Source organism: Paenibacillus sp. 7516 (genome assembly GCF_002272715.1).
Taxonomy (GTDB): Bacteria; Bacillota; Bacilli; order Paenibacillales; family Paenibacillaceae; genus Paenibacillus; species Paenibacillus illinoisensis_A.
Window position 1 is genome coordinate 70597 of sequence record NZ_NPBI01000024.1, and the last position, 13268, is coordinate 83864.

Genomic DNA, 13268 nt, shown 5'->3' on the forward strand with positions numbered 1-13268 from the left:
TATCTCATTTTATATTCACAGAGATCAGGTGGAACTATTGGTTAGATAACTGGGCACGTACGAATCTTCTTGGATTCTTCACTTTCAGCACCTTCACATTTTTAGTCAAAAGATCTCGATCACTCACAATCCATGTGTGATCTGCGGAATTCTTTCTACGGATCGCAAGGAAGTTGGATGGACTCCCCGCATAGATCCTGTAGCCTTTTGCCAAGCTGTCCGAACAGAATGCTACGCATTCTCCTCGATTTTTATCACGAAATCCAACCTCAGTGACCACCTGTCGTTTAACAAGAAGGGTTGCGCCCTGGATCAGGGGGACATATTGATTCGCCTTCGTAGGGTAACGAAGCAGAAGGAGTTTTCTGCTGTTAAGGTACATATAGTGGGCCCGTTTCCCTACAATATCTGCATTGGTTTTTACCAGGGTTCGCACACTATCCCTTAGATAGCTCGGTGCATAATAATCGTCGTCATCGAATTTGGCAATGAGGGTATATCTGGCCAGTGCAGTCCCGTGATTAAGGCAAAAGCCAAGGGATAGATTTTCCGGTAAGGAGATTACCCTTACGTTCTCATATGGACTAGCGGCCTTTATATAGTTGCTCGCCTTCAGCTTGTCATTGTTTAATATGACGATAAGCTCCTTATGCTTGTAATTTTGCCGCCCGTAGTTACGGAAAAGGTTGTCCATGCATTCTTGCCGTTTGGTACAGACAATGATGGAAACGGCATGTTGACCATGAATACGAACTGGAGCTGCCATCAGAATTCACCCTTTGGTTTTTTCTGTACATATCGCTTATAATGCTTCGCTGTTCGGATCTTCTTGCTTTTCGAGATGAGTTCGTGATCACTGATGATCCATGTATGGCCGGAGGAGTTTTTCCTGCGGATCGCGACAAAGTTATGCCTGTCTCCCGAGTATACTTTGTATCCCTTCCGTTTACTTCTTATGCAAAACAGATCATCTTCACCGACGCTTCGATTCGGAAACTGGACATGGTTGAATACATCCCGTTTAAAAACAAGCGTAGCACCAGGGAGGAGGGTTACGGGGCGATGTTCATCCTGGGGAAAACGAAGGAGCAGATTCCTGGATCCTCTTAAATATAGATAATGTGCCCGCTTGCCAATGACATCGGCATCCGTGCTCTTGAAGGTCCGCAGGCTTTCCGCCAAATAGTAGGGAGCATAGTAATCGTCATCATCAAACTTGGCAATATAGCTGTATTTTGTTTTCTTGATCGCATAATTGAGGCAAGCACCGAGAGAGGTACGTTCCGGCAGACGGAAAACGTGTACGTTCCGAAGCTTTTTGGCTAAGCTTTGATAAGGAGCAAGAGGAATATTATCGTTGTTGACGATAACGATCATCTCTTTCTTAGAGTGCTTCTGTCGGCTGTAATTCTTAAATAGATTATGGATATAGTTCTGGCGCTTGGTGCAGGCAATGATAGACACGCCTTGTTTGTTCTTGATTATTCCCGGGCTGGCTCCCATTCGATCGCGCTCCTTATCCGTGAGTTCAAAACTATCTTTCTATAAAATATGTACATGACAAGTAAGAGGAACGGCATTGTTATAAAATGGAGAATTCGCCGTCTATGTTGGACGTTCTGCGGATCAATAAAATGCTGCCTGCAGAATGGTGCAGGGAATGTCGGATGCCGGAAGAAAGGCTTTGTTATGCTTGGATCAATGGGGGAGGGAATGATGATGAATACACTGGCACGGCTGAATGAGGGTTTGGCCTATATTGAGGAGAATTTGACGGAGACACTGGATATGAAAGAGGTAGCTCGAATCGCGTGCTGTTCGGAATACCATTTTACACGAATGTTTTCCTTTCTTAGCGGTATTACCTTATCAGAGTACATCCGTCGCCGGCGCTTGACGCTGGCAGCAATGGAGCTCAGCAGTCATGACAGTAAAGTCATCGATGTTGCGCTCAAATATGGGTATACCTCGCCGGATTCCTTCGCCAGGGCTTTTCAGAGCATGCATGGGGTCACACCCTCGGAAGCGAGGAATCATGGCCCTTCGCTCAAGGCCTTCCCCCGGATGACATTTCAATTGACCATTCAAGGAGGAAGCGAAATGAACTATCGTATTGAAGAGAAAGAAGCCTTTCGGATTGTGGGAATCAGTAAAAGGGTGCCAATCGTGTTCAACGGGGTGAACCCGGACATTGCTGCGATGTATCAGCAGCTTACCCCGGAATTGATTGAGACGATCAAGGGGTTATCCAATGTTCAGCCGCTGGGGATCATCAGTGCTTCGGCTCATTTTAGTGAAGGACGGATGGAGGAGAAGGGCGAACTGGATCATTATATCGGTGCAGCCACGACCCAAGTGGCCCCCGATGGTCTGGCATGCCTGGAGGTACCCGCATCGACATGGGCTGTGTTTACTGCAGTGGGCTCCTTTCCGAGTACGCTTCAGGATGTGTGGGGACGAATCTACGCCGAGTGGTTTCCTTCATCCGATTATGAACTTAGCGAAGGACCGGAAATCCTGTGAAATGAGCACAAGGATGTTACCTTGCCGCAATACAGAAGCGAGATATGGATTCCGATCCGGAAGAGCTAATGCAACGTTTAGTATTCCTAAGATGAAGCAGGAGAATAGGCCGGATGCGTGGAAAGGGTAACCGACCTGTTTCCTGTTTCATAAACATTGGAAGAATTACATTCATTCCATCGTATGACATCATACCTGGGGGTGGTAACCATGGATCGTTTGAAAAACAGTGGATTTTATAAGCTTAAGTTTCTGGTAACTCCAGAGGAGGACAAGAAAAGCTCCATTACCACCCCCATTTTGTATACTCCACAACGATGAAGTTGGATGATAAGATCTCTGGTTTTTTTATAAAAAACGAAGGAATCAGCTTTTCTTAAGTATATCAAGAAACAGACGAAGCTGCTGCGCTGTTCAGTAGGATCTTCAACGGAGGATGTGCATGAGCAAAACCCTCTGTGTGGGTTAGTAGAGATGCAGCAGCCGATCTGGCAAACTCCTGGGTCTTCACAACCTATTCACTCGTGCTGAATATGGCATGAGGCCAACTTGAATACTAGTTAGGAATGGCATTGCTGGAGAAGGCAATCTCATAAATGGTATAATTTTCAGCAAGGTATATCGAGCGAATGATCAGGGAGGTAAGTAGGATGAGAGAAGAGTTATTGGAGCAGCTGGAAGAATGGCATGAACAGGATGAATTCGAAGAGATTGTGGATGCGATTACAGCGATTGATGTGGAAGAGCGTGACTATGAGCTGATCGGTCATTTGGGTAGAGCACTGAACAACCTGGAGCGTTACGAAGAGGCAGTTGAACAATTTCTGACGGTTGCCGAAGAGGGTCTGGACGACCCCTTGTGGCATTATCGCATTGGTCTGGCATACTATTACCTGGAGCAATATGAGAAGGCACGTGAGGCTTTTGAAACAGCAGACCGACTGGATCCGGGGGATGAAGATACACAGGAGTTTCTCGAATGGATTCGCAGTAAGACAGCCGAGAAGCCTGCTGAGGAAATAACTCAAGTGACAGCTCAGGAGACAGATCACTCCGTCCCGGCAATCTCCATGGAGCAGACCAGTGTTAGTGATCCGAATTCCACGGACTTCTGGGATGACAACGCCGAAGCTTTGCAGAACTGGGTTCTGCCTTCACCTACGGACGAGCAGGTTGAGTCAGTAGAGGAGAGGCTCGTTTTCAAATTGCCTAGAGCCTATGTCGACATGATGAAAATACATAATGGTGGGATCCCTCGTTATCGATATGTTCCAGTCAGCGAGGCGGGAGCTGCAGAGAAGAGACTCATTGAGATTTCGGGAATGCTGGGCATCGGCCAGGAGAAGAAGCATTCCCTGTGCGGTGAAGAAGGCAGCAGATGGATCATTGAGCAAGGTGGCTATCCGGAGATTGGTGTGGTTCTATGTAAGTCCCCATCCGATGCTGAGATCATTATGCTGGATTACCGTGCATCGGACAATGCGGGTGAGCCTGAGGTTGTTCATGTGGATAAGGGAAACAACTATAAGATCACATGGATTGCTCCCGACTTTGATACCTTTGTCCGTAGTCTGGTCAATGAGGACAATCGCCGTCCTGACCTTTCTGGTTCAATTTAAGTTAGTCTACCCAATACCCTGTCCGACTCTTTCATTCCAAATGAGAGCGTTGGACAGGGTATTTTAGTTCTCGGATAACCAAAATAAGTTAAATGTAGCCATGCCATTGCATATCGGTTAGTCTGGTGCTATTATTTAGACATCTAATAGTTATATATCTAAATAATAATCAGCTTAGAACCATTACAGGTTTCTTAAATATAAGGAGCGTGGTGAATATGGACAGAATGAAGGACAAGGTCGTGCTTGTTACCGGAGGAGCTTCTGGCATCGGCTTATCCGCTGCCAACTTGATGGCTGCGGAAGGTGCTAAAGTCGTCATTGCCGATTTTAATGTCGATGGAGCTATAGAAGCTGCCAAAGAAATTCAACTCCGAGGAGGCGATGCCGTAGGCATATTCGTTGATGCTGCGAAAGAAACTTCAATTCAAGAAGCGGTTGAATTTACGGCACAGCGGTACGGTAAACTCACATGCTTGTTTAACAATGTGGGCTTGACGAACCTCAAGAAGGATTTGGACGTGGTTCATGTAGACCTGGATGAGTGGGATCGACTGATGAATGTTAACCTCAAGAGTGTATTGCTGGGCTGCAGATTTGCCATTCCTCATATGATCGGTGCTGGTGGAGGGTCCATCATCAATACAGCATCCATGGCAGGTTTTACAGGTGATGCCGTTCGTGTGGCTTATGGAGCTTCCAAAGCAGGTGTGGTCAATCTTACAAAGTATATTGCAGCCCAATACGGGAAGCACAACATTCGTTGTAATGCTGTTGCACCCGGTCTGATTTTGACACCGGCAGCGCAGGATAACATGCCACAAGACGTGCTGAATATGTTTGCAAAGTATAATGCACTGCCTTATCACGGAGAACCGGATGATATCGGACATACCGTCCTATTCCTGGCTTCCGACGAGTCCAAATTTATTACCGGCCAGACGATTCAGGTGGAAGGCGGGCATTATATCGCTAATCCAACGGTTCCTGATTTCGAGCAGTTTATGCAAAGCGTATAAGCCTTCATTGCCGGTTTTATTCCTATAAAAAAACATTCAAAACAAAGTGAGGAGCAACGGACATGGGAAAATTGGAAGGTAAAGTAGCTATTATTACAGGCGGAGCTTCAGGCATTGGCGAGTGCATGGTGGATCTTTTTGCACAGGAAGGTGCCATCGTGATTGCAGCAGATATTAATGAGGCGGCGCTGGAGACAGCTAGCCAGAAGCAGAATGTATATGGAATGAAATTAAACGTGGCATCGGACGAGAACTGGGAGGCACTGGCGAAGGTCGTCAACGAGCGATTTGGTAAAATAGACATCTTGGTCAACAATGCAGGTATCTCATCCGAAAAACCATTTGAGGAGATCAACGCACAGGACTGGGAGAAGATGCTTTCCATTAACGGATTTGGCCCGTTTGCGGGCATGAAGCATGTGACTCCATATATGGCAGCTCAGAAGAAAGGTTCCATCGTTAATATTTCTTCGTATACTGCGATGATTGGGCAGGGCTTCAATCACTACTCGGCGTCGAAGGGCGCGGTACGTGCGTTGTCCAAAGCAGCGGCTACGACATTCGGACGTCAGGGCATTCGTGTCAATGCTCTTTTCCCAGGGATTATCGAAACGCCTATGACCCAATCCCTGAGCACGTCCAAAGAACTGCTTGGTCGGCTGATTCAGGCAACGCCTCTGCAGCGTCTGGGTCAAGCCATGGATATTGCCAAAGCGGCACTGTTCCTGGCTTCCGATGATTCCTCCTATATTACCGGCTCCGAGCTGGTTATTGATGGTGGATACTCCGCACAATAGTGTGTAGAATAATGACAGCTCTTAATTTTCATTAGGGGCTGTCTTTTTTATGAGGAGGCAGTTATGGAAGAGAAAACAATTTTTGAAATCATACACAATATGGATACCTTCACCAACAAGTTGATTATACAGTGGAACAAATCATTTAATGAGGACCTGGGCGTTTCTCATGTTCTTGTGCTTTCCCATTTGAAGCAAAACGGAAAAAGTCGACCATCGGATATTGCGAAAGTACTGGGGCTTACCCCGCCGACTCTCAGTTATTTATCCGATAAGCTGGTCGGGAAGAATCTGGCTGTCAGGGTCGTTGATGAATCCGATCGCCGCAATAGTTACCTGGATATCACCGATGATGGCTCCGAAGTTCTTGGCAGAGCATCCATGGAGGGACAAAAGCTGCGCAGAGCGTTATTTGAAAAATTAACTGCACAGGACCGGGAGAAGTTAGCGGAGATTTTTGAGAAGCTGAATCGCTAATGCTGTGTTGAGTTTTATATGTAAGAATTGAGTGAATGTTGACAGAGGGCAACTTTTTTTCTTATGATAAGTGGGACTGCACCATTATGCTCTGAAGGAGACTGAGCCGTGATTGAAACCAACACGTCAAGACGCAATGAATCTCTTTTGCAAGTGCTGAACGTGCAGCACAAGGTCACCACGGACAATATTGCCAATGCAGACACACCCAATTACAAAAAGAAATCGGTGGAGTTTGAAGAAGCACTGAGACGTATCGTTGAAAATGGTACAACCAGAGAGCTGGACATGCACCGGACACATCCGAAGCATCTGCCTGCCAAAGATCTCAATTCTTCTGTCGTTCCATACCGGATTGTGGAGAACACCGAAACAACGATGAACAACAACGGCAATAATGTGGACATTGATGCCGAAATGGCGAACCTGTCGGAGAACCAGCTCATGTATAACTACATGGTTGACCGGGTAAGCGGGCATTACAACAAAATGAAAAACATTCTGCAGAGCTTGAAATGAAGAATGTCCAGCGGCCCCGAGGGCTGCTTTTTTTATTGGATGATAACGATGTACCATGATCTATAATTAAATTGCAAAGTGATTGTATTGTAGACTAGAAGGGAAAATGGTGTAGAGGGAGGCAGGAGATAAATGCAGGAACCGATCAAAGTATATAATACTGCGGTCGAAGCTTTACTTGAAGTGATCGGCGGCAAATGGAAGCCAGTTATTCTGTTCCATCTTACTTTTGGCAAAAAACGTAATGGTGAATTGATGAAGCTCATGCCTGCCATTGCTCAGAAAGTATTGACCCAGCAGCTTGGTGAACTTATGGAGGCGGGAATCATATCCCGTATTTCCCATCATCAAATTCCACCGAAGGTTGAATATGAGCTAACGGAATATGGGTGGAGTCTTAAGGAGATTCTCCATTCGATGTGCAGATGGGGAGATACCCATGTTGAAAAAGTATACGGTAATCGAGCAAAAATTCTGTTTAAGCCTCCCACCTCGGATAGTTAACCGAAATTACCAAAACAAGCAGATTCCCGAGGTTTGGGAATCCGCTTGTTTTGCATTTAATATTCCATTACGGAATGATTCTGCGCTCACGCAAATTCGCGAATATATCCATAAACATCGATTCGGTTTCAACAAAATCATGAAAGCCAAAGCGGCGGGCTTTGGAACCATCTGCGAAGAAATCATAATCCCATGAGAATACAAAGTCGCCGAAGGCCCAGGAAGAGACATCATCATAGGAGGTTTCCATCAAGCCATATTTATCAATCATGGATTTCCACAGACTTTCTTTGTCTGCCATTACCGTTGCCAGCGAGAGCGGAAGTGGAGGTGCCGTTTCCAGTTCAAAAAAGGCAGCGATTTTGGGCCAAAGTTCATTCCAACGAAACAAATCGCCATTGGTAATATTAAACGCCTGATTGGCGCAGCGGGGGTCGGTTGCCGCCCAAACGGTAGCGCGAGCCAGCAGGGCAGCATCGGTCATTTCGAGCAGGGAGTGGTAAGCACCTGGCTTACCGGGGAAGCGAAGTGGCAGCCCAAGTTCCTTGGAGATGGACGCATATATCCCAATAACCATGGCGAGATTCATTGGATTGCCGAGTGCGAAACCACATACAACAGACGGACGCATTGCCGACCAGGTCCAGCCGCTTCCGGGCTGCCTTCTCTCAAGAAACTGCTGCTGATCCACATTGAATTCAGGTGGCATATGGTGTGCATCCGTTTCCCGTGCAGGTGTTTTGAACGGGCCCAGATGAGCACCATATACCTTATAACCTTGCATTAGACTGATATGCTGGAGGTTGGGGGCGATGGGCTCGGTGGCATTGACCACATTGACGAGCATTGCCAGGTTGGGTTGTACCAATTCGGACCAAGTAGGGCGATCCTGATAAGCAGCATAAAAAATGTGAGTGACCGTCGTCAATGGACTCAGCTTGGCCTGCGTATCGGCTTCATTCAATAAATCCACCGATATATAACGAAGTCTCGGAGAGTTTTGCCCTCCGCGGCGTGATACCCCAATGACATTCCATTCCGGAAGTGTCGTCAGATAATCAATAAGGTTACTTCCAATGACTCCGCCCGCACCAATAACGAGAGCAGTGTGGCGTGTAATAGGTTGATCGGGTTTCAATGGGCATGCTCCTTTCTTTTCCTGTACATTATTGTGAGCCAGCAAAAGAAAGGTGTGAAGTACGCACCTTGAAGTCATATACGCACTTGAAAGTAATATTTCGGCTGTAAAGCAGGTTCACGGGCTTTGGAAATGTAGTAAAAAACTCTCGGATGCTGCTATGCTACATCGTTCATTTTCTAAAGATGGATACGTATGTTACTATATACAGCATTAGAAGCCCGAACGGTATTTGCAAGCGCTAATCGGGCATGTAGGAGAAAGATATGCGTAATTGGCTTAAAAATGAAAATGTACAAATGACGGCAGTCGCCCTGGCTACAGCCATTGGTGCGCAATTTAAGATCAATCCTTTTCAGGAAGACTATTTTCGAATCGGTTTGGGCGTGAGTATCCTATTGTTCCTGCTTATGATCATGCCGCATCTGTCTTATGTGAAGACGGGGATTCTGACGGGGATCGTGAGCTTTATCGTGCAATCCGTAGATTTACTGTACGATGTGAATTCGATGTCGGTCCTGGAAAGTTTGCATGACAACATTGGAGCGGGCATCTATTATATTGTCTTCTCATATGGTCTTAGCAAGTTCAAGAACAGGTTTCACGAGATTCAACCGCTTCTCCTGGGTGGCTTAATTACATGTGTAGATTTCTCCTCCAATCTCATTGAGCTTTTCATTCGCGGTGTATTGAATGGGACCAGCATCTTCGATATGAGAGAATGGCTGTATCTGCTCGTTGTGGGTGGGCTGCGAAGTTATTTTATCAGCGGTTTGTACAATAGTATCGCGGTGAGACAGATGAGGCTCATGCATGCGGAGCAGGAGAAGCGAATGGAGCAAATGCTCAATGTCAACTCCGGTCTCTACGGCGAGGTCTTTTATCTGAAAAAGGCCATGAAGACAATCGAAGGCATAACGGCGGATAGCTACGACCTCTATCGGGATCTTAGGGAACAGGATATGAATCAATACAGTCAGCGGACACTGGGGATTGCTCAGCAGATCCATGAGGTGAAGAAAGACTCGCAGCGCATCCTGGCCGGACTGCTGAAACTATATGACAGCGAGAAGGCAGTCAACATGAGCCTGTCGGAGGTTCTGAATTTCGCCGTGAAGGGCAATCTTAAATACGCTGAGATGCTGGATAAAAAAATACAAATTCAAATGGAACAGCAGTATGATTGCGAATCGCCTTTTTACATTCCACTCTTAACGGTGATGAACAATCTGATCGCCAATGCTGTGGAAGTGATCGAGCTCGAAGGGACTATTCGGATACAGGTCTATGAACAGGATGAAGATGTACATTTTGCAGTCATCGATTCTGGCAAAGGAATACCTGAAGCCAAGCGAAATATTATTTTCGAACCTGGCTATACGACAAAATTCAATCAGGCAGGCATTGCAGCAACAGGAATTGGTTTGTCCCATGTTCGAGATATTGTCCAGTCCATGGAGGGACATATCACGGTCAAATTTGCTGAGAAAAGCGGGCGAGGGACCGCCTTTGATGTGTCGATTCCCAAAAGGAACCTGATTAAAGGTGCGGAACTCGAGAACACGATCCGTCCAGATCAGAATCTATAATAAACAGAAAGATAGCGACTGTACCCTACTTAAGGGAGAGTCGCTATTTGGCGTGTTTGATTTTAATCCAAAATGACTTCTTTGGTGGGATGATCGAGAAACTCAAACATGGTCTTCACCTGCTCTGCTGTATTTCTTTCAAGCGAAAGCTCAGGCAGATCATGCCTGTCGAAGAACTGGACCGCACTGGTTTCCACACCAGTTTCAGCTGTACCACCTGTAATCTCGCACCAAATAAACATCTTGTATATATGATAAGGTTCGGGTGGATGGCCATGGAATTTCTTGTCCAATACGGCCAACAGGCGCAAGGGCACGACATCGAAGCCGGATTCTTCCTTGATTTCCTTCACGGCTACTTCCGACGGAGAGAGACCGATGTCGCTCCAGCCCCCTGGCAAGGCCCAGGCTCCATCGATTTTTTCCTGCACCAAAAGGATTTTGTTATCTTTGAAAACAACACCTCGAATATCGACTTTGGGCGTTGCATATCCAGAATCACTCGCAAAAGTGAGTGATATCTTCTCCTTGTTTACAGAAGTATAGTTAGCCAAGATATCCACACTAATCTTTCTCAATTCCTCGTAGCGTTCGATATCATATACATCTTTGCCATAAGTTAAACCGGTCTGAGCAATAGCCTGAATCTGTTTAGCCCAATCGAGCCACTTCATGTCCATGGTAGCATCCCTCTTTCTTAGGCAAATCGCGAAATATAATTTCTATAGGAAATAAATCCATTATAGCAGAGGAATTCCAGCGAGTGATTACAAATAAGAAGCAAACCCAGGAATGTTGGAGGAGCGAAATGTTCCATATTGCTGTGAAATATACATTGCTTTTTGCGAAGGAAATGCGAGATAGTATAGGGAAATGAGATATGGAAGGAGCATGTGAAATGGATATTACAATCGATCAACAGGGCAACTCCAAGGTTGCTATTATTGAGAGTAACGACATCGTCATCAGCAAAGTGCAAGATGCACTGGATCTGATGGCGTCGGTAAATTATCTGAACGAGGCATACAAGCTGATCATCGACAAATCGAACATTACGGAAGAATTCTTCGATCTGAAAACGAAGCAGGCCGGTGAGATTCTGCAAAAGTACGTTAATTACCAGGTGAAGCTTGCCATTGTTGGTGATTTTGACGGCTACAGCAGCAAAAGTCTGAAGGATTTCATTTATGAGTGCAATAATGGCAAGCATGTGTTCTTCGTAAAAACAAAAGAGGAAGCGCTTCATATTCTACATGGCCTGGATTAATTATTCGTAGAGGAGGATTACAGGGTGAGAGAGAGTGACAAGTTACAGGTGCATGTTCTGTCTGAGATACAGAATCTGAAAGTACATGGCAGGACAACAGAGCAGCGGGCACCGCTGACGTTATTTTGGACAGGCAGCGCCATTGAACTCCAAGTCACAGGATCTGAACTCTGGGTGGAAGTGGAGTCGGACTACAATATCCATGAACCGTGGATCAGTATCCTGATCAATGGAGTTCCTGTAAGCAGGCAGATGGTTACAGCAGGACGGTATTGGATCTGTATCTTCCGGGGCATGAGCGAAGGTACAGTGAAGAACGTACGCATCGTCAAGGATGTGCAGGCCATGAGCTCAGACCCGGGCTGCTTATTGCAATTCTATGCCCTGAAGTCGGATGGTGCATTCCTGCCTGTGCAAGAGAAGCCGTACAAAATGGAGTTTATTGGGGATAGCATCACATCTGGAGAAGGTGCAATAGGGGCCAGAGCGGAAGAAGACTGGATTCCAATGTGGTTCAGCGCGATACATAACTATACGTACATGACAGCAGAGGCAATGAACGCAGACTACAGAGTGATATCCCAGAGCGGTTGGGGTGTACTTACAAGCTGGGACAATAACCCGAACAATAACATTCCTGATTATTATGAACAAGTCTGCGGTCTGCTCTCGGGTGAGAATAACCAGGCACTCGGAGCCGCGGACCCGTATGATTTTGAGTCCTGGCAGCCGGACGTGGTTGTAATCAACCTGGGAAGCAACGATGGAGGTGCCTTCCAGACACCGGAATGGAGAGATCCGGTAACTGGAAAGGTACATAAGCAGCGTTTAAACGAAGACGGGAGCTATCATGAAGAGGATTTGGCTGCTTTTGAGAATGCGGTAGACCGGTTCCTGGTCAAACTCCGTAAGAATAATCCAAAGGCTCAGCTTGTCTGGGCCTATGGCATGCTTGGTTTTCCTATGATGCCTGCCATCTACCGTGCGGTTGACCGTTATACGAAGCGGACAGGCGACCGAAGGGTATCCGTCCTGCAGCTTCCGGATACAACGGAAGAGACGATTGGGGCTCGAACTCATCCGGGCGAGTTATCCCACCGGCGGGCAGCAGAGACGTTAACGGACTACCTGCAAGGAATGCTGGCTTAATGAGGAATGCTGTACTGGTGCTGGCCTGAATAAAACAAAGACCACACTTCCCCTTTGGGGAAGCGTGGTCTTTTTCTCGTATTGGTTGGGTTATACCTGAACCTGATAACGGATGGATATGATCTGACCGAGTGTCTGTGTTCCCATCATCTTCAGATTACTCGGTACAATTCCCTCGGGAAATAAGGGAATGCCTTCTCCGAGAATTTTCGGAATGATGGCAACTTCAATTTCATGCAGCAGCCGTTTTTCCATAACAGCCTGAACCAGCTGACCGCCGCCAACGATCCATAGATCGGCATCGGATGCCTGCTGTAATCGGGGAATCAGGCTCTCCACTGGCTCGGTTGTAAACTGCACATGTGGGGCAGGTGGCTGCTCCGAACGTGAGAGTACATATGTGGGTCGGTCTGCATAAGGGAAATCTTCGGATAGCTTAAGCACGTCTTCGTACGTGGTTCGGCCCATGACTACTGTCCCAATCGTTTGATAAAATGCAGCATACCCGTTATCTCCACCGTCACCTTCCACGTCAAACAGCCAATCTACCGAACCGTCCTTTCTTGCAATATAACCATCCAGACTCATCGCAATGTACAGCACCACTTTATTGGACATTATAGATCGCTCCCTTCTGTTTCGTATGATACACTCTAACTATGACAAA

14 protein-coding genes and 1 pseudogene are annotated in these 13268 nt (G+C 46.5%); 10 read left to right on the top strand and 5 right to left on the bottom strand.

The genetic code is table 11. The features are described 5' to 3' along the window. Positions 1-34 precede the first annotated feature (34 nt). Together CHI14_RS19925 and CHI14_RS19930 are read right to left on the bottom strand one after the other, a co-directional pair. Positions 35-766 (bottom strand): glycosyltransferase family 2 protein, encoded by a 732-nt coding sequence (locus tag CHI14_RS19925; protein ID WP_095290646.1) that lies wholly within the window; start codon positions 764-766, stop codon positions 35-37. After that, positions 766-1503, bottom strand: a complete 738-nt coding sequence (locus tag CHI14_RS19930; protein WP_095290648.1) for a glycosyltransferase family 2 protein — start codon at positions 1501-1503, stop codon at positions 766-768. The genes CHI14_RS19925 and CHI14_RS19930 overlap by 1 nt, the downstream gene beginning before the upstream one ends. A 216-nt stretch (positions 1504-1719) precedes the next feature. Between CHI14_RS19930 and CHI14_RS19935 the strand changes: the two are divergent. The 7 genes and pseudogenes from CHI14_RS19935 (at position 1720) to CHI14_RS19965 (ending at position 7458) form a co-directional block, all read left to right on the top strand. Continuing rightward, a pseudogene (locus CHI14_RS19935) lies at positions 1720-2592 on the top strand (AraC family transcriptional regulator). A 581-nt stretch (positions 2593-3173) separates the two neighbouring features. Next, entirely contained in the window at positions 3174-4142 is a 969-nt protein-coding gene (locus tag CHI14_RS19940) for an SMI1/KNR4 family protein (RefSeq protein WP_095290650.1), read from the top strand. 218 nt (positions 4143-4360) lie between these two features. Continuing rightward, positions 4361-5161 (top strand): SDR family NAD(P)-dependent oxidoreductase, encoded by an 801-nt coding sequence (locus CHI14_RS19945; protein WP_095290651.1) that lies wholly within the window; start codon positions 4361-4363, stop codon positions 5159-5161. A gap of 62 nt (positions 5162-5223) precedes the next feature. Beyond that, a complete protein-coding gene (locus tag CHI14_RS19950; protein ID WP_095290653.1) occupies positions 5224-5958 on the top strand; it encodes an SDR family NAD(P)-dependent oxidoreductase in 735 nt (244 codons plus the stop codon). Positions 5959-6021: 63 nt separating this feature from the next. Further along, a complete protein-coding gene (locus CHI14_RS19955) occupies positions 6022-6435 on the top strand; it encodes a MarR family winged helix-turn-helix transcriptional regulator (protein WP_095290655.1) in 414 nt (137 codons plus the stop codon). A 108-nt stretch (positions 6436-6543) separates the two neighbouring features. Next, complete coding sequence (gene flgB, locus CHI14_RS19960; RefSeq protein WP_095290656.1) at positions 6544-6954, top strand: flagellar basal body rod protein FlgB; 411 nt, start codon at positions 6544-6546, stop codon at positions 6952-6954. A 132-nt stretch (positions 6955-7086) separates the two neighbouring features. Next, on the top strand, positions 7087-7458 hold the full coding sequence (locus CHI14_RS19965) for a winged helix-turn-helix transcriptional regulator (RefSeq protein WP_095290658.1): 372 nt from the start codon (positions 7087-7089) through the stop codon (positions 7456-7458). A 67-nt stretch (positions 7459-7525) separates the two neighbouring features. On the opposite strand, the gene CHI14_RS19970 is transcribed toward CHI14_RS19965, so the two are convergent. Then, a complete protein-coding gene (locus CHI14_RS19970; RefSeq protein ID WP_095290660.1) occupies positions 7526-8596 on the bottom strand; it encodes an SDR family oxidoreductase in 1071 nt (356 codons plus the stop codon). 266 nt (positions 8597-8862) lie between these two features. On the opposite strand from CHI14_RS19970, the gene CHI14_RS19975 reads away from it, so the two are divergent. Further along, positions 8863-10185 (top strand): ATP-binding protein, encoded by a 1323-nt coding sequence (locus CHI14_RS19975; protein ID WP_095290661.1) that lies wholly within the window; start codon positions 8863-8865, stop codon positions 10183-10185. 62 nt (positions 10186-10247) lie between these two features. Here the strand turns inward: CHI14_RS19975 and CHI14_RS19980 are convergent, their stop codons facing one another. Further along, the gene (locus tag CHI14_RS19980) at positions 10248-10865 is read right to left on the bottom strand and encodes an NUDIX hydrolase (RefSeq protein WP_095290663.1); all 618 of its coding nucleotides are present in this window, start codon (positions 10863-10865) and stop codon (positions 10248-10250) included. A gap of 218 nt (positions 10866-11083) precedes the next feature. Between CHI14_RS19980 and CHI14_RS19985 the strand changes: the two genes are divergently transcribed. Continuing rightward, positions 11084-11452 (top strand): DUF4180 domain-containing protein, encoded by a 369-nt coding sequence (locus tag CHI14_RS19985; protein ID WP_095290665.1) that lies wholly within the window; start codon positions 11084-11086, stop codon positions 11450-11452. A 24-nt stretch (positions 11453-11476) separates the two neighbouring features. After that, entirely contained in the window at positions 11477-12601 is a 1125-nt protein-coding gene (locus CHI14_RS19990) for an SGNH/GDSL hydrolase family protein (protein WP_095290666.1), read from the top strand. Between the two features lie 90 nt (positions 12602-12691). Here the strand turns inward: CHI14_RS19990 and CHI14_RS19995 are convergent, their stop codons facing one another. Then, positions 12692-13219 carry a dihydrofolate reductase family protein gene (locus CHI14_RS19995; RefSeq protein ID WP_095290667.1) on the bottom strand — a complete coding sequence of 176 codons (528 nt, stop codon included), beginning with the start codon at positions 13217-13219 and terminating at the stop codon, positions 12692-12694. Positions 13220-13268 lie beyond the last annotated feature (49 nt).

Excerpts from the sequence above, each read along its gene's own strand:
- CHI14_RS19925 (WP_095290646.1), bottom strand. The coding sequence starts at position 766 with ATGGCAGCTCCAGTTCGTATTCATGGTCAACATGCCGTTTCCATCATT.
- CHI14_RS19930 (WP_095290648.1), bottom strand. The coding sequence starts at position 1,503 with ATGGGAGCCAGCCCGGGAATAATCAAGAACAAACAAGGCGTGTCTATC.
- CHI14_RS19940 (WP_095290650.1), top strand. The coding sequence starts at position 3,174 with ATGAGAGAAGAGTTATTGGAGCAGCTGGAAGAATGGCATGAACAGGAT.
- CHI14_RS19945 (WP_095290651.1), top strand. The coding sequence starts at position 4,361 with ATGGACAGAATGAAGGACAAGGTCGTGCTTGTTACCGGAGGAGCTTCT.
- CHI14_RS19950 (WP_095290653.1), top strand. The coding sequence starts at position 5,224 with ATGGGAAAATTGGAAGGTAAAGTAGCTATTATTACAGGCGGAGCTTCA.
- CHI14_RS19955 (WP_095290655.1), top strand. The coding sequence starts at position 6,022 with ATGGAAGAGAAAACAATTTTTGAAATCATACACAATATGGATACCTTC.
- CHI14_RS19965 (WP_095290658.1), top strand. The coding sequence starts at position 7,087 with ATGCAGGAACCGATCAAAGTATATAATACTGCGGTCGAAGCTTTACTT.
- CHI14_RS19975 (WP_095290661.1), top strand. The coding sequence starts at position 8,863 with ATGCGTAATTGGCTTAAAAATGAAAATGTACAAATGACGGCAGTCGCC.
- CHI14_RS19980 (WP_095290663.1), bottom strand. The coding sequence starts at position 10,865 with ATGGACATGAAGTGGCTCGATTGGGCTAAACAGATTCAGGCTATTGCT.
- CHI14_RS19985 (WP_095290665.1), top strand. The coding sequence starts at position 11,084 with ATGGATATTACAATCGATCAACAGGGCAACTCCAAGGTTGCTATTATT.
- CHI14_RS19995 (WP_095290667.1), bottom strand. The coding sequence starts at position 13,219 with ATGTCCAATAAAGTGGTGCTGTACATTGCGATGAGTCTGGATGGTTAT.